We start from the raw sequence: 25649 nt of genomic DNA, 5'->3' as shown, positions 1-25649 counted from the left end.
GGGAGTTAGCGTAATGGGGAAAATCGTTTTGGCGCTGGCCGCTGGGTCGGCGCTGTTCTCGGTGTCGGCCGCAGCTGAGTGGCATCAGGCGACGTCGAAGCACTTCATTATCTACGGCGACATGCCTGAGGGACAGTTGCGCGATTACGCGACGCGTCTCGAGAAGTTCGACGCTGCCGCGCGGCTTATCCGGCGCCAGCCCGACCCGGTCGTCGGCGATGGAAATCGCGTGCAGGTATTCGTCGTCCCCAGCATGCTCGAGGTCAATCGACTGTACGGCGACGCCGAGGCGGGAATTGGCGGCTATTACCAGGGGCTGGTGAGCGGTCCGTTCATTGTCACTCCGCTCAAGATACGGTTGTTGAATGGCCGAACCGACCGGATCGATCCGGAGGTGGTGTTCTTCCATGAATATACTCACCACCTGCAGCTCCAGAGCACGCAAAAGCCGATGCCGGCCTGGCTGACGGAGGGTTTCGCGGAGTTCCTCGGAAATCCCGTTTTCGGCAAGGATGGCTCAGTGGGGATCGGAGCACCGGCGATGATGCGCGCTGAGCAGCTCGTAAACGAGCGCTGGGCGCCGATTGGTGACCTTATGGAGGGCAATGCCTTTCGGCTCGGCTCTGCCGGTTACTGGATCCAGAATTATGCCCAGGGCTGGCTGCTCAATCATTATCTTGCATTCGAACCGTCCCGCAAAGGTCAGGTCGAAAGATATGTCGCCGGTATCGAGCAGGGACAGAACGCGCTCGACGCGGCGCGCGCAGCCTTTGGCGACCTGGGTCAGCTAGAGAGCGAGTTGCGCGGTTACATCAAGCGCAAGGACCTGCCCTTCCTTAGGATCGACTCTTCTAAACTCAATGTGCCGCCGGTCACGATCACCCGCCTGTCGCCGGGCGCACAGGCCGTGATGCCGTACCGGATTCAGTCGAAGACCGGCTATGCGTCGGTCTCGGTAAGCTCGGTGCTCGGCAAGGTTCGTGATGCCGCCAAGCGCTACCCGGACGACGCGCTGGTCTTGCGGACATTGGCCGAAGCGGAGTTCGACGCCAAGAATTTCGACGAGAGCATCGCTGCGGCCGAGGCAGTGCTGAAGATCGATCCGAAGAGCACCGAAGGGTTGATCTACAAAGGCCGGGCCCTGCTCGCGAAGGCCAAGAAGGCCAACGACGCCACGCTCTTTAGCGAGGCGCGCAAGCAGTTCGTGGCCGCGAACAAGATCGACCCTGAAGATCCGGAGCCGCTCTACCTTTACTACCGGAGCTATCGCGCGGCGAACGTTGCTGCGCCGAAGTCGGCGATTGACGGGCTCCACTATGCCACGGTGCTCGCGCCACGGGACACTTACCCCGCTATCCAGCTGGTCGCCGAGCACCTTCGGCAGAATAATCTGAAGGCGGCGGCGGATGCGCTGAAGCCGATCGCTTATCTTCCTCACGCCGGACAGACACGGCAGAATGACGCGCTCAAGGTGTTGAACCTGATCGAAAAAGGTCAGGGTCAGGAGGCACTTGCGTTGGCGCAAAAGGAACTTTTCCCCAAGCGCGACGAAGACACGAACTAAAGGTCGAACGCGGCCTGTTCCTTCCAGGTCGCGCCTTCCGCCGCCAGCAGCTTGCGCTTGCGCTCCAGCCCGCCGGCATAGCCCCCGAGGCTGCCGTCCGAACGGATCACGCGATGACAGGGCACGAGCACGGCGACGGGGTTCGATCCATTGGCCGTGCCGACGGCGCGCGTCGCCTTGGGATCGCCAACGGCCGCAGCGATGTCTGCATAACTGCGCGTTTCGCCCGGCGGAATCTTGCGAAGCTCGGCCCAGACCCGTTCCTGAAAGCCAGTCCCGACAACGTCGATCGGCAAGTCGTGGACCGCGGTGGGTGTTTCAATCGCGCTCATCACCCCGGATATCAGGGACGCCATGGCCGTATCCGCCGGGAGAATAGTTGCATTCGGGAACCGCAGCTTCAGCGCAGCCAGATCCTCATCGAAGGTCAGCCGGCAGATCCCCTTGTTTGTAGCGGCAACCAGCATCCTTCCGAGTGGAGTGTCGAGAAAAGCATAACGGATCGTCTCCCCCCGACCGCCATCGCGCCATGCCGAGGGGGTCATTCCGAGACGATCCTTGGCGTCGGCATAAAAGCGGCTCGGCGCAGAATAACCGGAATCGTAAATGGCTTCGGTCACCGTCCCGTTTTCGTTGAGGGCGCTTGCGGCGCGTTCGGCGCGCAGGCCCCGGGCATAGGCCGCGGGGGACACGCCGATCTCGCGGGTGAAAATCCGTTGAAAGTGATGCGGCGCGTAACCGACTGCCGCCGCCAGCTGTTCGAGCCTGGGAATGTCTTCCGCTTGATTGATCAGTTCGATCGCGCGGCCAATCGCCTCGCGATCGCGGCCGACCTCATCCGGCTTGCAGCGCAGGCAGGCTCGGTAGCCAGCAGCCCGGGCCTCGTCGCTCCCTGCGAAGAATTCGACATGCTCGCGCTTCGGCCGGCGTGCCGGGCAGCTCGGCTTGCAATAGATGCCGGTGGTCTTGACCGCGCCAATGACTCGCCCGTCCCAGCGGCGGTCGCGCCGCTCGAAGGCCGCCCAGGCGGCTTCGAGGTCGATGGTCGGCATTGGCTCAAGCATAGCACAAGCGGTCGTCATCTTTAGTTCCTGTCGATGCGTGCGGCAAAGCAGCCGCGAATAGCATTGTGGGCGTCGATATGATCGACCTTCGAATTGCCGAGCATCCGGCGGATCGCCGGATCCGCCTCTCCCGGCTGCACGATCGCGGCGTCGATCATCATGCCCTCGCCGTCGAATGCCCGAAGCGAAAGTATCCGGCGATCGAGGGCTGGCGGGATGCTGTCAACGTAGTCGGCCGCCTCGGTCGCGGACTTGCTGATGAAAATTGCGTGACTTGCGCGATAGGGATTGTTGCCCTCGTGGCTGACGTGATTCAAAAGAATCACTTCGTCGCCAATGTCGGCGTCACGAAGCGACACGCGGCAGGGAAAGTTGGGATTGTCCACACGCATGCGGGTCATACCCATGTCTTCCAGCTCGGCATCGCCAAGTTCGAACAGGGGAGAGAAGGTGGCGGGCTCCAGGCCTTTGATTCGGTAGGTCATGGATCCGGCCTACCCGACGTCGTCGGGCTGGCGCTTCCCGCGCCTTGCTTTCAAACCAGTAATTACCCGCCTTGCATCCGCTACTACCCCCTGCTAGTGGCGCGCCAACCCATGGCGGGCGCGTGATTTTCTATCGCTGCATCCATCGAAAACATGGGCCAACACTCTCTGTCTGGAGCAATCGGCGCGTGGAGAATTCCGGCGGCATTCAGGCCAGCTTAGCGGGGCGCTATGCCACCGCTTTGTTCGGTCTTGCCCGTGACGAAAACCAAATTGATGCGGTTAGCCGCAGCCTGGACACGCTCGAATCGGCGGTCGCGGAATCCGGCGACTTTCGCGCGCTCGTTTCCAGTCCGCTGGTCAGCCGCGGCGAAGCTGGCAAAGCGATCAGGGCTCTCACCCCCACTCTCGGGCTCGACCCGACCACGGCCCGCTTTCTCGGCGTACTCGCTGAAAATGGCCGGCTGGGCGAACTGAAGCCGGTCATCCGGCTCTTCCGCCAGTTGGCCGGCGAACACCGCGGCGAAACCGTTGCCGAAGTCGCGTCGGCGCATCCGCTCGATGACGGCCAAGTGCAAGCGCTGAAGGCCAAGCTCAAGGCCCGCCTCGGCCGCGACGTCACGATCGACTCGACGGTCGACCCCTCTCTCCTCGGCGGCATCGTCGTCCGGCTTGGAAGCCAGATGATCGACGCCTCGATCAAGACCAAACTCAACACGCTCGCCCTGGCGATGAAGGGCTGAAGGCCCCTACGCCAAAGGAACCGATGAAAGGCTAATGATGGACATCCGCGCCGCTGAAATCTCCCGCGTCATTCGCGACCAGATCGCGAACTTTGACGCCGATGCCCAGGTCTCCGAGGTCGGCAGCGTCCTGTCGGTCGGCGACGGTATCGCCCGCATCCATGGTCTCGACAACGTCCAGGCCGGCGAGATGGTCGAATTCGACGACGGCACCAAGGGCATGGCCCTCAATCTCGAAGCCGACAACGTCGGCGTCGTCATCTTTGGTTCTGACAGCGCCATCAAGGAAGGCTCGACTGCCAAGCGTACCGGCACGATCGTCGACGTTCCCGTCGGCAAGGGCCTGCTCGGTCGCGTCGTCGACGCGCTCGGCAATTCAATCGACGGTAAGGGACCGATCGAAGCCACGGAGCGCAGCCGCGTCGAAGTCAAGGCTCCCGGCATTATCCCGAGGAAGTCGGTTCACGAGCCGGTGCAGACCGGCCTCAAGGCGCTAGACGCGCTCGTTCCTGTCGGCCGCGGCCAGCGTGAGCTGATCATCGGCGACCGCCAAACCGGCAAGACGGCCGTCGCGATCGACACGTTCATCAACCAGAAGCAGGCCAATGCCGGCAATGACGAGGGGCAGAAGCTTTACTGCATCTACGTCGCCGTCGGCCAGAAGCGCTCGACCGTCGCCCAGATCGTCCGCGCGCTCGAAGAGAATGGGGCGATGGAATATTCCATCGTCGTCGCCGCGACCGCGTCCGAGCCGGCCCCGCTGCAGTTCCTCGCGCCATACACCGGTTGCGCGATGGGCGAATATTTCCGCGACAACGGCATGCACGCGGTCATCGTTTACGACGACCTTTCCAAGCAGGCCGTGGCCTATCGCCAGATGTCGCTCCTGCTGCGCCGCCCGCCGGGCCGCGAAGCCTATCCGGGCGACGTCTTCTATCTCCACAGCCGACTGCTCGAGCGCGCCGCCAAGATGAACGATGCCAACGGCAACGGGTCGCTCACCGCTTTGCCAATCATCGAGACTCAGGCGGGCGACGTGTCGGCCTACATTCCGACCAACGTCATCTCGATCACCGACGGCCAGATCTTTCTCGAGACCGACCTGTTCTACCAGGGCATCCGTCCGGCGATCAACGTCGGTCTCTCGGTCAGCCGCGTCGGTTCCTCGGCCCAGACCAAGGCGATGAAGAAGGTCGCCGGCTCCATCAAGCTCGAGCTCGCCCAGTATCGCGAGATGGCCGCCTTCGCCCAGTTCGGCTCGGACCTCGACGCTTCGACCCAAAAGCTGCTGGCCCGCGGCGCGCGCCTTACCGAGCTGCTCAAGCAGCCGCAGTACCAGCCGATGCCAATCGAGGAGCAGGTCGCATCGATCTTCGCCGGCACGCAGGGCTTTATCGACAGCGTCGAAACCCGCGATGTCACGCGCTACGAGGCAGCGATGCTCAGCTATTTGCGCTCGGATCACAAGGACATCTTGAAGACGATCCGCGACACCAAGGTGCTGGACGACGATACTGCCGCCAAGCTGAAGGACGCGCTTACCGCGTTCGGCAAGCAGTTCGCGTAAAGGTCGGTAGCGCGCAATGGCCAGCCTCAAGGCATTGAAGCTTCGAATCGGCTCGGTGAAGTCGACTCAGAAGATCACCAAGGCGATGAAAATGGTCGCCGCGGCGAAGCTTCGCCGCGCCCAGCAGAATGCCGAGGCCGGCCGCCCCTATTCGGAGCGCATGGCGGATGTCGTGGAATCGCTTGCGAGCCGAGTCACGCCCGGCCCGCAAAGCCCAAAGTTGCTCGCCGGAACCGGTAATGATCAGACTCACCTGATCATCGTAGCCACCGGCGACCGCGGCCTTGCCGGTGCCTTCAACACCAACGTCGTGCGTGCCGCGCGCAAGAAAGCGGAAGGGCTTGAAGCTCAGGGCAAGAAGGTCCTGTTCTATTTCGTCGGCCGCAAGGGCAAACCGATGTTCCAGCGGCTTTATCCAAAAGCCATCGTCGGTCAGCACGACACCAGCGAAATGAAGGCGCCGACGTACGAGGAGGCGCAGAAAATCGCTGACGACATCATCGATCGCTTCGACAGTGGCCAGTTCGACGTTGCTCACCTGGCATATTCGACGTTCCGATCGGTTCTCGTCCAGGAGCCGACGATCGACCAGATCATTCCGGTCAAGGTCGAAGCCGGTGAAGCGAAGTCGGGCGCGATGACAGCCGCCGTCGAATATGAGCCGGACGAAGACGAGATCCTCGCTGAGCTGCTGCCCAAGAACATCACTATCCAGCTGTATCGCGCGATGCTGGAGAATGCCGCAGGCTTCTACGGCAGTCAGATGACTGCGATGGACAATGCGACGCGGAATGCCGGCGACATGATCAACAAGCTGTCGATCCAGTACAACCGCCAGCGCCAAGCTGCGATCACCACCGAACTCGTTGAAATCATTTCGGGCGCCGAAGCGCTCTAACGGAAATTGGAAGGCAAGGAAGAGATCATGGCCACCGCCGCTGAACCCAAGACCCGCACCAAGAAGGCCGCGCCGAAGAAGTCGGACGCCACCGTTGCCCCGACTTCGAGCGGCAATCTCGTCGGATCGATCTCCCAGGTCATCGGCGCCGTCGTCGACGTCGTCTTCGAGAACGAACTGCCGCCGATCCTCGCCGCGCTCGAGACCGACAACAACGGCCAGCGTCTCGTTCTCGAAGTCGCCCAGCATCTTGGCGAGAACATGGTCCGCACCATCGCCATGGACGCGACCGAAGGACTGACCCGCGGACAGCGCGTCACTGCAACCGGCTCGCAGATCCGCGTTCCGGTCGGTCCCAAGACGCTCGGCCGGATCATGAACGTCATCGGCGAGCCGATCGACGATCGCGGGCCGATCGGCAGCGACCTCTCGGCCTCCATCCATGCGGACGCTCCCGCCTTCGTCGACCAGTCGACCGAGGCCAGCATCCTCGTCACAGGCATCAAGGTCATCGACCTTCTCGCTCCCTACGCCAAGGGCGGCAAGATCGGCCTTTTCGGCGGCGCCGGTGTCGGCAAGACCGTTCTGATCCAGGAACTGATCAACAACATCGCCAAGGGGCACGGTGGCGTCAGCGTCTTCGCCGGTGTTGGCGAACGGACCCGTGAGGGCAACGACCTCTATCACGAGTTCCTCGAGGCGGGCGTCATCGCCACGGACAAGGACGGTAATCCGACCCCCGAAGGATCGAAAGTCGCCCTGGTGTTCGGCCAGATGAACGAGCCGCCGGGCGCCCGTGCCCGCGTCGCCCTCTCGGGTCTTACCCAGGCGGAGTATTTCCGCGACGTCGAAGGCCAGGACGTGCTGTTCTTCGTCGACAACATCTTCCGCTTCACTCAAGCCGGCTCCGAAGTGTCGGCGCTCCTGGGCCGCATTCCGTCGGCGGTGGGCTATCAGCCGACGCTCGCCACCGACATGGGCACCCTTCAGGAGCGCATCACGTCGACCAATAAGGGCTCGATCACCTCGGTTCAGGCAATTTACGTGCCAGCCGACGACTTGACCGATCCGGCCCCGGCGACGTCGTTCGCCCACTTGGACGCGACCACGACCCTTTCGCGCGCCATCTCGGAGCTTGGCATTTATCCTGCGGTCGATCCGCTCGACTCGACGAGCCGCGTGCTTAGCCCTTCAGTCGTCGGGCAAGAGCATTATGAGGTCGCCCGTAGCGTCCAGGAAACTCTTCAGAAGTATAAAAGCCTACAGGACATCATTGCCATCCTCGGCATGGATGAACTTAGTGAAGAGGATAAGCTGGTGGTCGGGCGTGCCCGCAAGATCCAGCGCTTCCTCAGCCAGCCGTTCCACGTCGCGGAAGTCTTCACCGGCATTCCTGGCAAGTTCGTCCAGGTCGAAGACACGGTCCGCTCATTCAAGGCCGTCGTGTCGGGCGAATACGACCACCTGCCCGAATCGGCCTTCTACATGGTCGGCGGCATCGAAGAAGCGGTCGCCAAGGCCGAGAAGATGGCGCAGGACGCCTAGTCAGACATGGCGGACCGCAATCTCCGCCTTGATGACTGCATCAACCGGGTCTGCCCGTGGTCGGGCGACCCGGTGGAGGCCGACAGCCTGACGCTCTATCGGGACAAGGTCGTCGGTTTCTGCAACCCGGGTTGCCGGGACAAGTTCGAGCAAGCGACCGCGGCCTTCGACTCCGCCGTCCAGGGAAAGAATTGAGATGGCCGACCTTCATTTCGAACTGGTGACCCCCGAACGGCTTGTCCGCTCAGAAGACGTCTACATGGTCGTCGTGCCCGGCACAGAGGGTGAGTTTGGCGCCATGGCCGGCCATTCCCCTGTGATGACTACACTCAAGCGCGCCGAAGTGAAGGTATACAAGACGCAAGGGTCGGCGCCCGAAAGCATCAAGGTCTCCGGCGGCTTCGCCGAGGTCAACGACAAGGGCCTCACGATTCTCGCGGAGAGCATCGAAAGCTAGATTCAGAGGCGGTATACGACGTTGCGCATGCCTCGACGCGGCGCTGATATCTTCTCTCTTGCGGCTATCAACTCGGCTCGACCCGTGATCGACGAATTTAATCGCGGTTAGTCTTTTCTAAAAGTTTGGCGCTTATTCACCATCCCGATTTCCATAACGGACGATCGGGACGAGTTGGACATGAACGCATTCGGTAAGCGCAACGGCATGGGCTCCCGGCCGCAGTTTGGCGTGGCCAGGCCGATGAAGGGCGGTCCCAGCTCGCCTGCAAGCGCTGATGCGCCTGAGGAAGGCGGAGAGCAGTTTCCGCCGATCGAGGATCTTCCTGGAGACGTGCCTTCGCCTGCGGGCGGGCCGCCCATGGGTGCCCTCGACCGCCTGAACCAGCGCCAGAATGCCAGCGGTGAAGCAGCCTCGTCCAAATCCGAAGGTTTCGAGGCTTCGGTCCACCGCATCAAGGAACAGGTGCTTCCGCGCCTCCTTGAGCGCGTCGACCCGGAAGCTGCCGCGACCCTCGGCAAGGACGAATTGGCGGAGGAATTCCGGCCGATCATCTCCGAGGTCCTGACCGAGCTGAAGATCAACCTGAACCGGCGTGAGCAGTTTGCGCTTGAAAAGGTCCTGGTCGACGAGCTTCTAGGTCTCGGTCCGTTGGAAGAGCTGCTTGCCGATCCGGCCGTCAGCGATATCATGGTCAATGGCCCAGACCAGTGCTTTGTCGAGCGCAAGGGCAAGCTGGAGCTGGCGCAGATCCAGTTCCGCGACGAGGAGCATCTTTTCCAGATCGCCCAGCGCATCGTGAACAAAGTCGGCCGCCGCGTCGACCAGACCACACCGCTGGCCGACGCCCGCCTCCAGGACGGCAGCCGCGTCAACGTCATTATCCCGCCGCTGTCACTTCGCGGCACTGCCATCTCCATTCGTAAGTTCTCCGAGAAGCCGATCACGCTCGACATGATGCGTGGCTTCGGCTCGATGTCGGAGAAGATGGCGACTTGCCTAAAGATCGCCGGCGCCTGCCGCATGAACATCGTCATTTCCGGTGGTACCGGTTCTGGTAAGACGACGATGCTCAACGCACTGTCGAAGATGATTGACCCGGGCGAGCGCGTGATCACCATCGAGGACGCAGCCGAGCTTCGGCTTCAACAGCCGCACTGGCTGCCGCTCGAAACCCGGCCTCCAAACCTCGAGGGCCAGGGCGCGATCACCATTCGCGACCTTGTCATCAACGCCCTGCGTATGCGTCCTGACCGCATCATCCTGGGCGAAATTCGCGGCCAGGAGTGCTTCGATCTCCTGGCGGCAATGAACACGGGTCACGACGGCTCAATGGCAACACTCCACTCCAACAGCCCGCGCGAATGCCTGGCCCGTATGGAAAACATGGTCATGATGGGCGACATCAAGATTCCGAAGGAAGCGATCTCTCGCCAGATCGCGGACTCGGTCGACTTGATCGTTCAGGTGAAGCGCCTTCGCGACGGTTCACGCCGCACAACCAACATCACCGAGGTGATCGGCATGGAAGGCGAAGTCATCGTCACCCAGGAGCTGTTCAAGTTCGAGTATCTGGATGAGACTGCGGACGGGAAGATCATCGGCGAATACCGCGCCATGGGCCTGCGCCCCTACACGCTGGAAAAGGCCAAGCAGTTCGGTTTCGACCAGCCGTATCTGGAAGCCTGCCTGTAACGCCCCAACCCTTGCCCCTTCCGCTTGTCGTCGCCAATATCGACGCAATTAGTGAGGGGAAATCGTCATGGGCCGTCATTACGCCATTTTGTTGCTCGCAGCCGCAATGCCGCTGGCATCGTCCCAGGCCAAGGCACCAAGTGCCCTGACCGGCGATCAGAAGTCCGCATTGAAGGCCGCCGTGGCCGCGCCGACCCGCACGGAGTCAAACCGTGCACGCGACCGTTATCGCCATCCCGCCGAAACCCTAGCTTTTTTCGGCATCAAGCCGAGCGATACCGTCGTCGAGATCTGGCCGGGCGGCGGTTGGTACACGGAGGTATTGGCTCCCTACCTCGCAGCGGGCGGAGGCACCCTTTATACCGCTGCGCCTGATTGGGGTCGAAGCGGAATCGACAAATTGAAGCAGGCCAATCCCGCGACTTACGGCGCACTGAAGGTTGCCGACTTCCCTGTTTTCGATGGAAAAGCCGCCGAGGTTCCGGCGGGAACGGCCGATGCAGTGCTGACCTTCCGCAACGTGCATAATTGGCGGATGGGCTATCGCCGGGACAATAAGCAGGATTACAGCGCGGAAGCCTTCCGTCAGATCTACGCCATGCTGAAGCCAGGCGGTGTGCTCGGAATCGAGGATCATCGGCTTCCAGAGAGCGCCGACGCCGAGCGCGAGCGCACCAGCGGCTACATCAAGGTCTCGACGGTTCGGCGCTTAGCCGAAGCGGCAGGGTTCAAGTTCGCCGGATCGAGTGAGATCAACGCGAATCCCAAGGATACAGCTGACTGGCCGGACGGTGTGTGGACGTTGCCGCCGTCGCTGCGGCTCAAGGATCAGGACCGCGAGAAATATCTCGCCATCGGGGAAAGCGACAGGATGACGCTGAAGTTCGTCAAGCCGCGGTAAAAACGGAGAAATGGTGGGCGTGGAGTAGTTTCAAACTTACCAGTCGATCGCTCCCGCCGTAAGTAATGAGCGCGTCTTGGACAGCCATAAGATTACAAGGCATCGGAGCGGTGCTTTGTTTTTGAGCAGAATTGTCGACCTTTCCGCTCGAGTATCCTTCCAGTAAGTTCTTGATCGCCGAGCTGATCAATTCGGGGGTCTCTTCATGCGCGAGGTGACCCAGGTCAGGGCAAGTGATGAATTGAGATGGCCTCAACTTCCTAGCCGCAGACTTCGCTGATTCCAGATTGACGGCCGACCCCTTCCGTCCGCTGGAGCGGCTCGGCCTAACGGGATTCCAACTTCGGAAAGGAATCGCTTGAAGAGGTATTCCGCGTCTGGACCTGGTCCCGGACGCATCGCGCAGGTGGTGCTGTGGTTTGTTATGAAGGAATCCGCCGCGCTGGCTCCCACTTTGCCAGCGCCCTCCGCTTCGACCGTTTCTGCCCGCCTGCTCGGGAAGCCTGTACAGATGGTCCAGGAAAGCCTGAACCTAGACCGCTTTCGCTCACCGATCGTGCAGTTCATGCTGCCCTACAGAATGCCTCGGTACCGCCCGAGCTAAGAGCTAATTTCAAACGCCGACTGCCGGTAGCGCAGGTAATTTTCGTTGACGAACTATCGCGATGTTCTAGCCCTCCGAAAAACCTCCAGAAGGCACGGGAATGTCTTACGCACAGTCGGCTCGAACGGTCTTCGCCAACATGCTTGGCACTTTGGATCACCTTGCCTGTAAGGCTCAAGATGCCGGAATGGCGGATAATGTGCTCAGTCGGAAGCTCACTGAGGATATGTTCCCGCTTGAGATGCAGTTCCGTGTCGCCCTCAACCAAGTACTGCTGGCACTAAATCAAGTCGCCGGAAAAACGCTTCCCCTTGAGGAGAACTCATACGGTTCGCTCGCGGAGGTCCGTGAACGCATTTCAGCGGTTCGAGCGCATGTCGATCAATGCGATGCGGCCGACTGGGCAGATGCGGACACCACCGTCGATCTAACATTGCCCAATGGGGTCCGTTTCGTGATGTCGTCGGAAGAGGATATTCGGGACTGGATCGCGCCGAACTTCTATTTTCACGTGACTATGGCCTACGCGTTGCTGCGCCACGCGGGACTAGACATCGGCAAGATGGATTTCTTGCCGCATATGAGCCGGCATATCGCGTCGAGTCAGCCGTTTACTGAGATAAATAATGGTGGGCGTGGCAAGGATTGAACTTGCGACCCCTGCGATGTCAACGAAGGCAGCCGCTAAAAAATAGCAGAAATCTGCGATTTATTTTAAAGGAATCTCACCCGAATTGAGCTCAAATGGGCCTTTTTCGTCGTTTTCACCCGAGTTACACCCGGATTACACCCGAGCGTTGGATCGATGGAATCGTTACGATTTTTCCAAATTCAATCCTTCGTCCCCTAATGGCCGCTTTGTGCCCAACCCGGCCGCGGTAAGCTGCACCGCGCGCGCCCAACAACGGTCACTCCCTTGAGAACGGGACGGTTATTCGATCGGCGATCTCTACTGGCTGCTCACTCGGCGTCCGATAGCGTCTCTCGTTTGGATCAATCTCGAGTTGCTTATGGAAGAGCGAGACGTAATCGAGCTCCTCTTCAAGCTCGGGATCTGCTTGAACCTGCTGATGGAGAGACAAAGCAGCTCCGCCTGTTGACGCGAGCGGAATGATCTTAACAGGGCATGCTGATGCGCGAATGAGCTCGTATTCCTCCATGATACCGGCCATTCCTCCGATGAAGACAGCCACATCAAAGCTGGTGTCTCCGATCATCTTCTTGCGCATGACCTCGAGGCTTAGTGGAATATCTGACCCCACGGCCTCAGTGAAAACCACATTTTGAAACTTTGCAGTTTCTTCCGGGAAGTCGTCCTTGAAGGCGAGCGTCTGATAGAGTCTAACCCACCCACTATAGTCAACGTTCATCGCTTCTGCGACGGACCAAACCATAGGCGTGATCGCGGGATGCCCACCCCAAACCAATCGACGGCGGCCAAGTGCGACGTAGAGTAATGCTGAGACAGCGGCTGTGATTGCGGCCGAGTCACCCTCACCCATGAAATGTTTGGCATCCGGATCGGGAACACCAGCCGACAGGAAGATTGCCCCTGATCCGCTTAATTGTCCCAAGCTACGAGCTCCCAAGCTGCGTCCATGACCCTCAAGGCACGGACAGCACTGATATGAGTGTCGAGCCACTTCAGATGATCAAGCCATGCGTCCCTGATGCCGACATGATCATAAATGAGTAGCGGAAAACCCTTCGTGACGGCTTTCTCCGCCTTACTCTGCACGTCGTTGAGTATGTCGGCGGTTGGTATGCCCACAGCCGGATAAGCCCAGACGCGCCGACCGGAGGGCAGCGATAGAGATATCGAGCGATGTGCTCCGATGCCTTCGAAGCGCCCGCCGATACGCTCAATTTCCAGTCTAAGCTTACCGGCGATCTCAAGATGGCGGGTGGCGATACTCCGACTGCGCAGTCGTTCGGCGCGCTGTACAATATGGCCAATGGACGCCGCTGTGAGGCGGTTGTCGGGTGTAAAGTCGAGACCGCTAAGAGGAATACTGTCGGCGAGACTCAAGTGTCTCGATGGCGCGTGTCCCGGCCAGATTAGTCTTAGGATGTGAATGCCTTTGGCCAAGGCGCGACCGAACTCCTGTGTGGTCCATTTGCTACCGAAGTAGTCAGGTGTATCTAGCACGATGACTAGGTCGCAATCGACTAGTCGATGCCACAGCATCTCCTGAAAGGGCTTGCCGGGCCGGATATCGTGGGTGTCCAAGAAGACGTCGAAATTCCGTGCGCTCAACAGATCGTGTAACTGCACCGCGACTTCGCGCGACTCCGTCCGCCGATAGCTTACGAAAACTCGCCGTTGCTCGTGCAGCAGGCCAACCGACTCAAGGAGTACCGCCGCAAGCGCTTCCAGTTGATCGTCGCCGTCCGGGATGAAGTATCCGTTCGTAGACCGGAGAGCGTCGGGCACCTGATCGTTGAAGGACGTTCCTGCCGCCACCACTGGGATGACGGGGATTTCATCGGCCTGCAGTTCGGCTACTAGTTCACCGTCGGCATCAAGATCACCCCCGAAGAACACCGCTGCCGTTGCAGCCTTCCTCTCGCGATGGCTGGCTTGATCGGCGGACCTCCACGCGAGTTGGGACGGCACATCCAAATCGAAAACCTGAGCTGCTTCGGTAAGGCGATCAGCTAGCGCGGCCATTTGCCACTTCTCTGGTTTGCCCAGGATCAAGAGCTCATAGAAGGCCACGCAGTCCTACTTACCTGCCGTCTTGGCCGCAGCCTCAATCCACCCAGCGAGTTTGTTGTAACCGTCTTGCGTGCAGTAGTCGTAACGCTCGCAATGATTGGATAACGGTATAACTGTAGACGAAGTTGGTGCCGGTAACCACAAGTCCCGAGCCGGTATGGCAAGCGTGTAATCCGAGTACTTCACCCACTTCCCGCCACTATATTCAGCTAGGTATATACTCCCGTTGGCCAGGTAGAGACCCATCGAGGCGAGCGGATTGGCGCCTTTAGTTGAGGTTTTCCCATCCTTATTCTTAACGCCGTGAATGTCGACGGCCAGCAAACCATTGCCCTTCAAGACGGTGCGGGCGATCTCGTAGCGCACCCATCGACGGCTGGCGGTTTCGGTGCCTACTAAAACGCAGGTCACGGAAGTATTGCTAAGACCCGCTGTCAGGAAGCGTTTCAACGCATCTTCGCTCTCGCGCTTCTTCGACTCGAATACGCTACTGTCAAAGAAGCCTTGGCTCTCCCGCGAGTTCTGCACAACCCAGCTGTTGCGGACGTTCCACGCCCTCCAGACATCCGGCGCATAGTGAAAGGAGAAGAAGGTACGGCGTGCCATCGTTTGATCCGTTCGAACTGATTGAAAGGGTATTCTCAGGCGGTGACCCGGAAATCTCGCGGGGCCACCTTCCACGTCTGCCAGCTTCGATAATCGAACTGGTTCTTCTGAATACGAAGCTCAGGTATCCCAGCGAGGGGTATTGCAACGCCAACCCACGGGTAGATCCCTAGATATTCTTGGCCCTGAAAGTTCTGCTGCGGCTGGACGGTTACGGGTACGATGGCGACGGCTCCATGATGTCCATCGCTAAACCCTAGCTCCCAAGGCATCCACTTGGAACTGGGCGAGTTTTGTGTGTAAAGATACATCAGCGATCGGCACTGCCGCATCCTTTGCCTTAGTCTATCGGCAGTGGCGGGCGTCACTCTTGATCGATCAAGCTGATAATCATCAATCCAGTCAACGTAAACGCTGCGGCCGAGGTCTTCGAGCATTAGCTTCAGACCGAGGACGATCTCGGCGTCTAGCACCGAGTGGCTAAGAAAGATGTCGTAATTCTGAGATGGTGGAGACCTAACAGAGCTTTCCTTAAGTAGGGCATCCGCAGACCTAAAGGTGGTCTGACGGCGTGCGCGCTCCCGCACCAGTTGCTCAGTAAAAGTCGCCATTCTCGTTCCATAATATCAGCAGAGAAATTCCGATTAGCAAAAGCGCAAAGGTGCTACCAGCCAGGTGAGGCATTTTTACGTAGGGTTTCTCGGAAAGTGATCGCTTTGGTGCTCGATTTTAGCTTGTGATGACTGGTGCCCATCGACTGCTTCGCCGTCGAGGTCACTAAAGCGCTCGGTCTGTTTGCAGCCAGTTTCGGTTCAGGCCGCGATTTCTGCACGCCATTAATGGAAAGGGAAAAAGATCAATTCTTGCAGGGGCCGGCTGAAAACCCTGATGCCTTTCCCAACACCCGTCTGGTCCGCTTGCGCCATTAACCCCCGTCGCAAGAGTCACAGAGGGAAACCTCCTCAGAGATGTAACCTTCGCCGTAGCCGAATAGTAAGCCGCAACTTGAACATTCGGTCTTCCGCCCAGTGCCGGAAAAAGATCGAGCCTCAGTCGCCCGACTGTTCCTTCGCACCCCATTCCCAACATTCGTCGCGGCATCGATGATGGAATTCGCGCGGATCGTGGACCACGAGACCAAGCCTGCGCGCGCCGGCAACGAAGCCTGCCAAGGCCTCCTCTCCAAGCTCTCCATCCGCGACGTTATCTTGATTGACGCATGTCGCTGTTAGCAGAGGCAGGCCGCGAGCGTAGCAAAGGTCTAGAAGGCGATCGAGATGGCCGCTGGAGCCGTTCATCTGGTGTCTGGCCTTGGACCACTCCACGCCGCTTGCCTTCGCCAGTTCGCCATACGAGATGCAGGCATGGTCAATGGCCGCCTGCTTCAAGTGCTCTAGCGATCGGTCGAAATCCAGCCTTTGCTTTAGCTGCGTACGTCGAACACGCTCTTCCAGCAGCTCAAGGTAGAACGTTTCGGATGTCTTGCCCGCATTTTCGTAATTTCTGATCCAGGTTTCGATCTCGGGGTCGGTCTTTGTCGTCAGATCCAAGAGTGCGCTCCAAGAGAAGGCAAGACTCGCCGGTGGACAGATGCTGCCACTTCCTGCGTGAGCAAATGGCAAATTTTCTTATTAATGTTCCGAAAACTGCCGGTCCGCAATCGGCCAATGCTCGCCAATGTATCCACCATCAATTACAACGGGCGAATGGCGAATACTTCTCCCTTGCGACACTGGTCGATCCCGAACGGTTGGCGAAATCTATTCGATCAACTGGTCTCGGACCTAGCCGGCGTCGATAGCGATCTGGCTGTCATACAGGCCAAGCAGAAGTTTGGTGAGCTTCGAGTGTATCTTAATCGCGGCTCACCCGAAGCGCATCGGCTGATCGAAGCCGCGACGGCGATATCCCGTTCAATGTGCGAAGAATGCGGTGCGGTGGCGAACACTCAGACCAACCGTCAGGGACATTGTCGGACTTTGTGCGATCAGCACGCGGAAGATTGACCCATCAACTCGGTGTCTTTGTGCGCTGATGGAAAGCCCACGTCCCGTCGGATAGACTCTCGGGATGGAAGTGATGCCGCCTCTGCGACAATGCCTCGTTGAACCGATCCGAGCATGTTTCGAGGCGGCCGCTCTCTTGAAATCGGCCGCCGCTGCCCATCGTGACGGCAATATGAAAGCGGCGGCGGAACTGATTATCGCGGCCAATATGCCAGAGGTGAAGGCTTTCACGGAGTCCGTCTGGGGGCCGGGTGGGAAACAGCGTCACGCTTTCATCAACGTGATAGATGCGCCGCCGTACTATCCTGTCGCGGATCGGCCAAAGCCCCGGATGCCGTCGGCGGCGACAAGGGCATTGCTAATCCGCAGGGATGGCTTCCACTGTCGTTTCTGTGGTCTTCCGGTAATTCGGGCTTCTGTGCGAGCGCGCTTTCAAGCAGCGTATCCCCAGGCAGTGACATGGGGGACGACGAACGCCTCGCAACATGCTGCCTTCCAGTGCCTATGGATGCAGTTTGATCATATTCTCCCAAATAGTCGGGGTGGACCGAGCACAATGGAAAATATGGTGGTGACCTGTGCCCCCTGTAACTTTGGGCGCATGGAAAGCACGCTCGAAGAAGGACGGCTAGCTCATCCGCTCGCGCGAGACACTCCGCGGAAGTGGGCCCATTTCGAAGATTGGGACGGGCTGGAAAGCTTTAAGTGATTTTCTTCTCGGGGCATCATTTCGGCAGTTTGTAAGGCGAACGTCGAGCCGAGCCCACCCAACTACCCCTCGCTGAATCATGGCACTCACAATGACCGAGGCGAGGGAAGGCAATTCTGGACAGTCCACGAAGCTATGGTAAGTAAATCAAAGAGACTGTCCCTCAATCCGACTATTGCGCGCCGCGACAAACTCGATGCTGCGATGTCGGTATGTCCTATAGGTGTCCAAGTCCTGCGGAACCGATGGTCCTTCGAAATCATCAAACGGCATGAAGAACTTTACTCCGGAGTCCTCGTCCACGAGGTCTTGCAGGAGGAAAAAGTCGACGTACCCTTCGAAGTCTTCGAACAACTGGAAAAAATCGTCGTACCTTGAGAGGGTCTCACCAAGCGGACTCGGCTCGCCCAAGTAGTGACGACGGATGGATTCGAGGGTGAGGTCCATCCTGTCAGCGATCTTTCGGATGAAACCGCGCGCACCATTGATCGTGTTTTTCCCGCCAATCCAGTTGCCCGGAAAGATGATCGTCGCGCCGACTGTGGAGTTAATTGTTCGAAATGCTTCGTTTTCTTCCTCCGAGAAAAGCGCGCAAATGTGTCCCATCGATTTCCACCGCGTCAGCGAATTTACAATCGAGTCACTGGACAGAAAAAACTCTCCAAGGTCGGAACGGTGATGGAGGTAAACACCGGGCACTTTGTCACTGAGGTCGAAGGGCCTGCCGCTAGGCAGCGGCTTGCTCCAAAGTTTCCGATGATATTGGCGCAGGGTCGGGCTGTGCGTGTCAGGGTCTTTGCCGCCGGCGTCGAACCTGACGTCAAATGAGGTGTCAATTTGCATCGCTCGCGAGTTTCTGACTGGGCATCCGGACTCAACCCGCCGCCTTACGAATACCCATAGTCGGAAAGGCGTTTCCGCGCCCTGCTCAACTCCTCGTCTGTGAAAAGTTGGTGCCAGGAAGGGTTATCGACGACCACTGCCTCGACGGTAAGATCCAGTCGGCCTCTCTCCCAAAGTGCTGTATATCCCTGGGAAACGGTTGCATCGTTTAACAGCTGCTTCGCTGTCGCCAGACCGCCCTTTTCGCAGAGCATGCGATGGAAGATTGAAGCCGTGTACTTCGCTTCCTTCTTTGCGCGAACGTAGATATCCATCATCGCGTTGTTGAAGGCAGATTCGAGGCTCTTGCTGACCGCCATTCAGAAATCCTCAAAGATTTTGCGAGGCCGGCGAAGCAATACTCAATAAGTATCATCAGATCACCTCCGTCGACGGATTGATAATCCAGCCGCCGATCCGCCTAGGCGCGCTTACGTCACGTAAACCTTGGTGTGGCTACATCTTCTCCATGAACGCCGCCAGTCCCATCGAAGCAGCCATGCCGCGCGCAGCGTTCGAGAGAGCGCGCGATGCGGCTGCTACCTGGCGGGGACGCTGCCTGGACGCATTCGCTCGAAGCGAGACTGCGGTAACGCAAACGCTCCTTTTCCTGGCAACGGTCGATAAGCGAGGCAAATCCATCAAGCTGCCCCACTTGCTCGGCCAGCGATATGACGCCCTCTGGAACGCTATCGGCGCCGGTGGGGAATTCGCCGAAGAGGCAGGGATAGCTGCTGATGCCCTGATTAAATTCAAGGAGCATGACACGCTCCGGGCACAACTAGCGCACGGTACCTTTACCGTGACCTTGGATCATCGGGGCAATTGGCACCTCGCTGCTCGTGTGCTCTCACTTCGTGCAGGTCGTGAGTCTTCGGACCTGCTGGTGATTACAGAAAGTGAAGCTTCGGAAACCTTGACCGCCGTCGAGAGAGACGGGAGCCGCCTACGATCGACCTTGGGCCAGTTCCGCCAACGCTTGCGGCAAGCATGAATCTAGCTGGTTGCTTGAACTACCTCGCTAGACAGGCGGCAATACGGTCAGCCGCGCGGCCTTTGCTCCGCACCGGGAACATCTGAGCCGCCGCTTTACTGCCGACAAGGCGCCGGCGCCTGCCTTCGCTCCGACCTGGTAGCCATCCAGGCTCCTGGCTGATCCGCACTCCTCGCACTCGATCCTCAAGCCACAACCAAATCTGACGAGATCGGCGACCGTGCGTACGTGCTTCGTGGACATTCCTCGTCTTATCTGCACGAGAACGATTCGTGAACGCCCGTTGCCGGGCAAGATTGGTGACAGGCCCACAAGCCGACGGCTAGGTTAATTGCATGAGTCGTTCGCGTAGGAAATTCAGTGTCATTCGGGGTGGGCGCCGTGACCCCCTGCGTTTCTGGCCAGATGCCAAGCGTGAGCCCGGCTGGTCGCGCTACTTACCGCTCTGGGGCGGAGCAATTATTGTTGGCCTAACCGTGGGGCTATGGCCGAGCGGCCATTCAGTTGCTGTCCCGGACAATGCCATCTTGTGGAACGAGACCCAGGCAGCTCGCCAGCCGGTTGCGGATAGCAGCGACCTGGAATGGGCATCTCGTGGTCAGGCAACTGAGGAGCCCCCGGCAGGAACGGGAGAAACGACAAACGTCCCCGCGAGTTTCGGCTTCTGTCATACAGGCGGAGGAACGAATTGCGTGGTCGACGGCGACACGATCTGGCTCAACGGTCAGAACATTCGAATCGCCGACATTGATGCCCCCGAGACACATAGTCCTCGCTGCTCCGAGGAACTGGCGCTCGGCAATCGAGCGACGCAGCGGCTCCACGAGCTCGTGAACTCGGGAAAACTCACCGTCGAATCAATCGGACGCGACGCCGACAGGTTCGGCCGCAAGCTTCGCCTCGTGCTGGTTGACGGATCAAGCGTCGGTGAAGTCCTGGTCAGCGAAGGGCTTGCTCGCTGGTACGAAGGTAGCAAGCGGCCCTGGTGCTAATCAGCAGCCCATCACCTCGTTATGTCACCCCTAAAACCATCGGCGCACATGTCGTCGATATTCCTCATATTGCGGCCCAAACCTGCGGCCGAGATACTGTTCCTCCCTGCGGATAACGAGCTGGTCCAAGGCTAGGATCAGTGGAATTAGAAGGACACCCGCAGAGACACTGCGGAACAACAGCGCGATCGCCGCATAGATCAGCAGCATTCCGAGATACATGGGGTTCCGAGTAAAACTGTACACGCCCGTAGTGACCAAGGCGGACGCAGGTTTCCACGGCTCTGGCCGCGTCTTGAAGTGCTTGAACAGGCCAAGTGCAATTGCACCGATCGCGATACCTGCTGTCCCTAGGAAAGCAGCAGGGAGTGCAGTCTCGATTTTAATTGCCGGCCAAATACGGAGACCCGGATCAATGGCAAGTCCCACGAGAAGGGCAGCAAAGATTAACAACGGGGGAGGCACGACGACGCCGGGATTGTCTTGGTCTTGCACGTCAATGTTCCTGCCAGCTGTGCAGTTACCTACGTCTGCCTTGTTGACCTAATCCTGCAGGTACTCGTCGTTCAACCTTGCCCCAATCATCGGCAGGAATGGCAAAAAGCTCTAGGCGCCCCCGTCACCACTACGGTTTTGATCGTCAAGTTGGGTGGAGACGAGGTCCTGACCCTGGCCGGGATATGAGATGCCAGCCGACATCCTGAATTTTCTCGCGCCAGGCCAAGCGTTCCAGCCATTCAGAGGGGATGGCCGAGCTTCCATACAATGCTCCTGCTAGCTGCCCCGTAATCGCAGCGGTCGTGTCGGCATCGTCGCCCAAGTTTGCAGCAAGCAGCACCGCGTCGCGAAAGTTGGATGTTCGCGCAACGCACCACATCGCCGCTTCAAGCGAATGAGCGACATAACCGCTCGATTTAATCACGCTGCGTCGCTTGCCGCGCCACGAACCTTCAAAGATGGTACCGATCGCGGGATCGATTGCCCCGTGGCCTTTGAAATCAAACACATACGACCGCATTTTGCCCGTGACCGCAAGATAGAGTCTAAACGCGAAGCCGTCGCAGGCATCGATACAAGTCTGCGCTCCGTGGGTCGTGCGGCTCTGCTGAACCGCGGCCGTGGTGCCTCCAAGTTCGCCTATGGCAAGACCGTGAAGGACCACGGGCGCTAGCCGCATCAGCGACCCGTTGCCGGCGGACTGAGGATCGGTTGATCCTGCGATCGGCTCGCCGGTCGTCTCGAACTTCGACAAGGCTTGCCGGGTGGTAATTCCAATGTCGAAACATGTACCACGGCAGCTGTAATCTCCGTCTCTCCACCAGCGCACGAAGCGCTGCATGAGATCGACCTCGTCCAGCCGCTCGCTTTTGAGAAGACTATCTGCAAGCGCGAGCGCCATGCTGGTATCGTCGGTCCATTCACCGGCATCCAGTCCAAACGGGCCACCTCCGACCAAGTCCTTCAGGCGGGGATTGCTATCGCGCGCGGTGAACTCGAGGGTGGTTCCGACGGCATCACCAACCGCGAGACCCAACAGGCAGCCGAGGGCACGATCTTCGACCGCGTCCTTGGAAGCATCCCGAAAGGGCTCGTCGATACTTGCCGTGTTCAGAACGTGCTGTCGCTGAGCCTCTGTCTCGATAGCGCCTGGTCGCACCCTGCGCACCGCTTGGATAGCCATCGTGGGATCCCAGCCCAGCTCGACAAGAAGCCGACCGCCAATCATTCCCGCGCGCCCCAAGCCGCCTTTGCAATGGACGACGACATCGAAGCCGCTGCGAATAAGCGCGCGGAGGGCTTCCCCAGCGGCAGCCCAGCTGGACTCGAACTGCGCACCCGGAATGCCGACGTCAGGGATGGGTAAGTGGAACCAAGTCATGTGACGGTTGGCGACCTGCTCACCGAGCGCTTCAACCTTGAGCGCCGCCATCTCTCCAGGCTCGATCAGTGTAACGACGGCCGCTGCCCCCCAGGCCTCGACCGCGTCGAGATCAACGTTCAAGTCCCGCTCCCACGAACCTGAGACGGCGTTCGGTTGCACCTTCCCCGGGCAGAAGGTCAGCCCGATGCGGCCGAGCCCTTCGCCAGCCTGGATGGCTGCGATCTCAAGGGGGTGGGTAAGGCTAGTTCGTGCCACGGAGATGCGCTCTGCTCCGCCCCACTAGGCTGCCTTCCTCACGCGTCGGCTTTTTTTCGGCCTTCCAGCCAGGTCGGCGAAAACCAGGAGCAAGCGTTCGACATGAAAATTCAGTTCGTCGCGGTCAAGTGTGGCAAGTGGCAGGCTTGCCAAGGCTACCACTTCTTCTACGCCCTCGACTTCCCGCAGCGCGACAGCGGTACCGTGCTCCCAAGCCGTCGACATTAACTTCTTGAGCGCGGCCACGCTCGGCCGGGCCCCCAGGGCCGAAATGGGGAGAACTAGGTTCACGATCGGGTTTGCAGGTGTCGAGCGCCGACAGTGCTCCACTATTATGAGCTCGTCGTTGGCCTTGCCGGACCGGATTCCGATCCGACCAGACGCCGCGTCGAGTCCCACCTTGTAGCCGGCTTCTTGGATCCTTGCCTTGAGCATGACCAGGTATGCAGGCGGCTCGACAACCTTCTCAAGTGCCTTCTTGCCGGCGATGTTGACCAGTTGATGGCGAGAAAGGTCAGTTGAAATCCGGCTCGTCTCGACCTCAACGTTCACCGGATTGCCGGCTAAAAGCTGCTCACCAATCTCGAGGGCCGCATCCATCCGGGCCGCAGGGGTCTTCAACCCCTCGTCGGCGCGGGAAAGTCCATTAAATGCATACACCGCCGCGGTGACAAGCGCCCGGACCATCGGCCCGGCCTCGAGGTTGTCCTCGAGTTCGTCCAAACTCGAAGGGTCGTGCAAGAGAATGACGGCCAGCGCGGCCCTCCGGCCGATCTTTTCATTATCAGCGAGGCTCGGAATGTCGATCTCGGCGTCGACGACTTTCTGACAACCTTTCAGCCAGGCATCAGCCTCCGGGCCGAAGCCAACCACGCTGCCCTCGATCTCCGCCAGAAACTCACGGCGATCGAATCCCTTTTTTCCGAACCGCCTGCGTAGTGCCTCGACCGCAACACTCCAGATGGTAACGTCGAAACTGGAGGAGCGCGGCTCGAGCGCAAGCAGCAAATTGCGAGCATTTTCTGCAACGCCACGCCCGGGTTCTTGCAGGAAACTGAGAAGCGCATCGTCCAGCTCGCTGCCCGCCAGAAGGGCGAGGACGCCCGCTCCAAGGCCGCCGAAGAAATCAAGTTCCGCTCGCCCGGCTTTTCCCAGGAGGGGCTTAAAATCAAGGCCATCCGGGCGTTCCGCGTCTCCGCCGGAAGGCCATTTGACTTCTTTGTCGACCAAGTTCGTAGCGACGTCCGGAAAGGCGTCGTAAGAAGCGACGAAGTTGGCAAGTGAAGCGTCATCCTTGAAGTAAGCGCGTTTGACTTGGGTTATCCTAATCGGCCCCGCGCAGAGCTCTGGCTGGCCTTGCGCTGGCGAAGGTCCCTCTCGTTGGATTACGGCGATGACCCTGTCCCCCGGCTCTCCCTCAGTAAGTGCCCAACTGGGTACTATCTCGATGAACCCGACGACGCCTTCGCCGACCAATGACTGGATGTCCTGCGCGGCGTCTTTTTTCAAAGAACCGCCAATGTACCCGGATGCCAACGCCAGTGCGAAATTGTCGAGATGCATCGGAACGAGAAGCTCCCATGAAGTGCTAACGCCACTCTCCCTTGCCTCGAAGTCCAGCTCGAGCGTGCGCTTCTCGTCCGTCACTCGGCCGCCTCCATTTCGTGGAAATTGTCGTTGGCCTCAATCATGTCTTGGAAATCACCGATGTTTTGGTCGAGCGAGCCGAGCCCGACGTATCGGCACAACTTACTGGAGGGACGTGGAAGGAGCTTCGAAGAAGCAGGCAACCCTGCCCTCGGATCGATATCCTTGAAGACAAGATAAAGTTCTGAGCGAGCGCGAGAGCTCATGACATAAAGAGCCATTCGCTCATTCAGGAAGCCCGACGTATCAACGCTCATGGCTTCCATTCCAAGGAAGAACACGATGTCGAACTCGAGGCCCTTAGCGGACTGGCAATGCAGGAACGTAATCGTGTTGCCGCTATCAAAATCTAGCGCATCTTCGGTATGTTTCTTGTCCTTGCTGAGGTACATTTGCAAACGAGGAGCTTTTCGGACTCCCTCGAGACGCGACTTCACCTGGTTGTAGGCCCGTTGGACCTCGCGCTTCCCGCCGTAGACGATGACCCCGACTTGCTTTCCCGGATTCAACCTTGCCTTGCGGGTTATGAAGTCGGCGATGTCACGGTCGTTCAAAGCGAAGATCACCTCGGGATGCTCACCATCCGCGTCCGGCAACTCCGAGATCCCGCTTTCATTGCCGACCTGGAAATGTCGAGCAAACTCGGCAATTGGCCGAGTATTCCGAAAGTTCTTTTTCAGGACGAAGTTTCGCTCAGCTGTCCCGGAAATTAGCAGGTTGTTCCGGATGTCTTTTATGCGGCTGTTGCGATCAGCTTGGAGACGTTGGTTGTCGTCGGCAAAGATCGTAACCTGAGCTGACACACCTGTCGCTTCCAGCTGCTTCAGAATCATTCCAAGCGCCATGTACATCTGCGGCGGGAAGTCCTGGCCTTCGTCGACAATTAGATGACCCCAAGACAACCCTGCTGCTCTGCCCTCGTGGCAAGATTTGAGGGCCCTCGCACAGATTTCGTTCCAATCGTGGGTCCAGCGATCATCGGCGACATTAGGTATCCGGGCACCAGTAGCCGCGCGCCACCAACTATTAGCCCAGGAATGCATCGTACTGACGCCGACATCTGGTGCCACGTTCGAGCGGGTCGAGGTGTACTTGGCCAAAACCTTGTTGAACATGATCACGTGTGGCTTCTGCCCCAGCTTCTGGAGCTTCTGCGCGCGATGAAAGGCCATCACCGTCTTGCCAGTGCCGGGCGGTCCGACAACGAGAATGGCGCCGTCGCCCGGCGCCTCCCCGTATATGCGGCGCTGTTCGCGGTCCAAGTCGCTATAGGATGGGAAACGCATTCCTAGACCTCCAGTACCTGGCTGAAATAGCCAACTGGTTCGTTTACGCCTCGACCGTTCTGCCGGCCATCGCCAGAGACAAGAACCCGGTCGAGAAGAATATTCGAGAAGGTGCAACTCGTCTCGGCAACCAATGAGCACGCGTGGC

Annotated in this window: 28 protein-coding genes; 15 read left to right on the top strand and 13 right to left on the bottom strand. The window is 59.2% G+C overall.

What is annotated here, in order from left to right:
- Positions 1 to 13 precede the first annotated feature (13 nt).
- Positions 14 to 1564, top strand: coding sequence for a hypothetical protein (locus G7076_RS03055; RefSeq protein ID WP_166200322.1), 1551 nt, complete (start codon positions 14 to 16; stop codon positions 1562 to 1564).
- Here the strand turns inward: G7076_RS03055 and G7076_RS03050 are convergent.
- Positions 1561 to 2646: a methylated-DNA--[protein]-cysteine S-methyltransferase gene (locus tag G7076_RS03050; RefSeq protein ID WP_240913851.1), complete on the bottom strand. Its 1086-nt coding sequence runs from the start codon at positions 2644 to 2646 to the stop codon at positions 1561 to 1563. The genes G7076_RS03055 and G7076_RS03050 overlap by 4 nt on opposite strands.
- 2 nt (positions 2647 to 2648) lie before the next feature.
- Positions 2649 to 3113, bottom strand: coding sequence for a DUF1203 domain-containing protein (locus G7076_RS03045; RefSeq protein ID WP_166200320.1), 465 nt, complete (start codon positions 3111 to 3113; stop codon positions 2649 to 2651).
- A gap of 188 nt (positions 3114 to 3301) precedes the next feature.
- Here G7076_RS03045 and G7076_RS03040 point away from each other — a divergent pair, with 188 nt between their 5' ends.
- From G7076_RS03040 to G7076_RS03000, 9 genes are all read left to right on the top strand, one after another.
- A complete protein-coding gene (locus G7076_RS03040) occupies positions 3302 to 3856 on the top strand; it encodes a F0F1 ATP synthase subunit delta (protein ID WP_166200318.1) in 555 nt (184 codons plus the stop codon).
- A 37-nt stretch (positions 3857 to 3893) separates the two neighbouring features.
- The gene (atpA, locus tag G7076_RS03035) at positions 3894 to 5423 is read left to right on the top strand and encodes a F0F1 ATP synthase subunit alpha (RefSeq protein WP_166203307.1); all 1530 of its coding nucleotides are present in this window, start codon (positions 3894 to 3896) and stop codon (positions 5421 to 5423) included.
- 16 nt (positions 5424 to 5439) lie between these two features.
- Positions 5440 to 6321, top strand: coding sequence for a F0F1 ATP synthase subunit gamma (locus G7076_RS03030; protein ID WP_166200316.1), 882 nt, complete (start codon positions 5440 to 5442; stop codon positions 6319 to 6321).
- Between the two features lie 27 nt (positions 6322 to 6348).
- Entirely contained in the window at positions 6349 to 7866 is a 1518-nt protein-coding gene (gene atpD / locus G7076_RS03025; protein ID WP_166200314.1) for a F0F1 ATP synthase subunit beta, read from the top strand.
- A gap of 6 nt (positions 7867 to 7872) precedes the next feature.
- The gene (locus G7076_RS03020; protein ID WP_166200312.1) at positions 7873 to 8061 is read left to right on the top strand and encodes a glutathione S-transferase; all 189 of its coding nucleotides are present in this window, start codon (positions 7873 to 7875) and stop codon (positions 8059 to 8061) included.
- A 1-nt stretch (position 8062) separates the two neighbouring features.
- Positions 8063 to 8323 carry an ATP synthase F1 subunit epsilon gene (locus tag G7076_RS03015; protein ID WP_166200310.1) on the top strand — a complete coding sequence of 87 codons (261 nt, stop codon included), beginning with the start codon at positions 8063 to 8065 and terminating at the stop codon, positions 8321 to 8323.
- A 180-nt stretch (positions 8324 to 8503) separates the two neighbouring features.
- On the top strand, positions 8504 to 10018 hold the full coding sequence (locus G7076_RS03010) for a CpaF family protein (RefSeq protein ID WP_166200308.1): 1515 nt from the start codon (positions 8504 to 8506) through the stop codon (positions 10016 to 10018).
- Positions 10019 to 10085: 67 nt separating this feature from the next.
- Entirely contained in the window at positions 10086 to 10919 is an 834-nt protein-coding gene (locus G7076_RS03005; protein ID WP_166200306.1) for a class I SAM-dependent methyltransferase, read from the top strand.
- A gap of 704 nt (positions 10920 to 11623) precedes the next feature.
- Positions 11624 to 12172 (top strand): DUF1993 family protein, encoded by a 549-nt coding sequence (locus G7076_RS03000; protein WP_166200304.1) that lies wholly within the window; start codon positions 11624 to 11626, stop codon positions 12170 to 12172.
- 259 nt (positions 12173 to 12431) lie between these two features.
- Here the strand turns inward: G7076_RS03000 and G7076_RS02995 are convergent, their stop codons facing one another.
- Genes G7076_RS02995 through G7076_RS02980 form a run of 4 tightly spaced genes read right to left on the bottom strand, consistent with a single transcriptional unit; the run spans position 12432 to position 15459 of the window.
- On the bottom strand, positions 12432 to 13097 hold the full coding sequence (locus tag G7076_RS02995) for a hypothetical protein (RefSeq protein WP_206367565.1): 666 nt from the start codon (positions 13095 to 13097) through the stop codon (positions 12432 to 12434).
- Positions 13085 to 14242, bottom strand: coding sequence for a toll/interleukin-1 receptor domain-containing protein (locus G7076_RS02990; RefSeq protein WP_166200302.1), 1158 nt, complete (start codon positions 14240 to 14242; stop codon positions 13085 to 13087). Before G7076_RS02990 ends, G7076_RS02995 begins: the two co-directional genes overlap by 13 nt.
- A 6-nt stretch (positions 14243 to 14248) precedes the next feature.
- Positions 14249 to 14848: a TIR domain-containing protein gene (locus G7076_RS02985; RefSeq protein ID WP_166200300.1), complete on the bottom strand. Its 600-nt coding sequence runs from the start codon at positions 14846 to 14848 to the stop codon at positions 14249 to 14251.
- Positions 14849 to 14883: 35 nt separating this feature from the next.
- Entirely contained in the window at positions 14884 to 15459 is a 576-nt protein-coding gene (locus G7076_RS02980) for a TIR domain-containing protein (protein ID WP_166200298.1), read from the bottom strand.
- A gap of 135 nt (positions 15460 to 15594) precedes the next feature.
- On the opposite strand from G7076_RS02980, the gene G7076_RS02975 reads away from it, so the two are divergent.
- Entirely contained in the window at positions 15595 to 15777 is a 183-nt protein-coding gene (locus tag G7076_RS02975) for a hypothetical protein (protein WP_166200296.1), read from the top strand.
- Between the two features lie 120 nt (positions 15778 to 15897).
- Here the strand turns inward: G7076_RS02975 and G7076_RS02970 are convergent, their stop codons facing one another.
- Positions 15898 to 16398 carry a hypothetical protein gene (locus tag G7076_RS02970; protein ID WP_166200294.1) on the bottom strand — a complete coding sequence of 167 codons (501 nt, stop codon included), beginning with the start codon at positions 16396 to 16398 and terminating at the stop codon, positions 15898 to 15900.
- A gap of 57 nt (positions 16399 to 16455) precedes the next feature.
- Between G7076_RS02970 and G7076_RS02965 the strand changes: the two genes are divergently transcribed.
- Positions 16456 to 16854 carry a hypothetical protein gene (locus tag G7076_RS02965; RefSeq protein WP_166200292.1) on the top strand — a complete coding sequence of 133 codons (399 nt, stop codon included), beginning with the start codon at positions 16456 to 16458 and terminating at the stop codon, positions 16852 to 16854.
- An 856-nt stretch (positions 16855 to 17710) separates the two neighbouring features.
- Here the strand turns inward: G7076_RS02965 and G7076_RS02955 are convergent.
- Positions 17711 to 18406, bottom strand: coding sequence for a hypothetical protein (locus tag G7076_RS02955; protein WP_166200288.1), 696 nt, complete (start codon positions 18404 to 18406; stop codon positions 17711 to 17713).
- Between the two features lie 44 nt (positions 18407 to 18450).
- A complete protein-coding gene (locus G7076_RS02950) occupies positions 18451 to 18765 on the bottom strand; it encodes a hypothetical protein (protein ID WP_166200286.1) in 315 nt (104 codons plus the stop codon).
- Positions 18766 to 18914: 149 nt separating this feature from the next.
- Between G7076_RS02950 and G7076_RS02945 the strand changes: the two genes are divergently transcribed.
- Positions 18915 to 19439, top strand: coding sequence for a hypothetical protein (locus G7076_RS02945; protein ID WP_166200284.1), 525 nt, complete (start codon positions 18915 to 18917; stop codon positions 19437 to 19439).
- A 692-nt stretch (positions 19440 to 20131) separates the two neighbouring features.
- The gene (locus tag G7076_RS12335) at positions 20132 to 20431 is read left to right on the top strand and encodes a thermonuclease family protein (protein ID WP_240913850.1); all 300 of its coding nucleotides are present in this window, start codon (positions 20132 to 20134) and stop codon (positions 20429 to 20431) included.
- Positions 20432 to 20461: 30 nt separating this feature from the next.
- Here the strand turns inward: G7076_RS12335 and G7076_RS02935 are convergent, their stop codons facing one another.
- The 4 genes from G7076_RS02935 to G7076_RS02920 all read right to left on the bottom strand — a co-directional run bounded on the left by G7076_RS02935 (position 20462) and on the right by G7076_RS02920 (position 25501).
- Positions 20462 to 20926 (bottom strand): isoprenylcysteine carboxylmethyltransferase family protein, encoded by a 465-nt coding sequence (locus G7076_RS02935; protein WP_166200280.1) that lies wholly within the window; start codon positions 20924 to 20926, stop codon positions 20462 to 20464.
- Positions 20927 to 21071: 145 nt separating this feature from the next.
- Positions 21072 to 22568 (bottom strand): ADP-ribosylglycohydrolase family protein, encoded by a 1497-nt coding sequence (locus G7076_RS02930; protein ID WP_240913849.1) that lies wholly within the window; start codon positions 22566 to 22568, stop codon positions 21072 to 21074.
- A gap of 24 nt (positions 22569 to 22592) precedes the next feature.
- Positions 22593 to 24215 carry a hypothetical protein gene (locus tag G7076_RS02925; protein ID WP_166200278.1) on the bottom strand — a complete coding sequence of 541 codons (1623 nt, stop codon included), beginning with the start codon at positions 24213 to 24215 and terminating at the stop codon, positions 22593 to 22595.
- The gene (locus tag G7076_RS02920; RefSeq protein ID WP_166200276.1) at positions 24212 to 25501 is read right to left on the bottom strand and encodes an ATP-binding domain-containing protein; all 1290 of its coding nucleotides are present in this window, start codon (positions 25499 to 25501) and stop codon (positions 24212 to 24214) included. The genes G7076_RS02925 and G7076_RS02920 overlap by 4 nt, the downstream gene beginning before the upstream one ends.
- Between G7076_RS02920 and G7076_RS02915 the strand changes: the two genes are divergently transcribed.
- Positions 25489 to 25638 carry a hypothetical protein gene (locus G7076_RS02915; RefSeq protein ID WP_166200274.1) on the top strand — a complete coding sequence of 50 codons (150 nt, stop codon included), beginning with the start codon at positions 25489 to 25491 and terminating at the stop codon, positions 25636 to 25638. The two genes, G7076_RS02920 and G7076_RS02915, sit on opposite strands and share 13 nt — an antisense overlap.
- The last annotated feature ends 11 nt before the right edge of the window (positions 25639 to 25649 follow it).

It is taken from the genome of Sphingomonas sp. HDW15A, from assembly GCF_011301715.1.
Lineage (GTDB): Bacteria > Pseudomonadota > Alphaproteobacteria > Sphingomonadales > Sphingomonadaceae > Sphingomicrobium.
The sequence above is the reverse complement of the archived record's forward strand: the minus strand, read 5'-3'. Positions and strand labels throughout refer to the sequence as shown.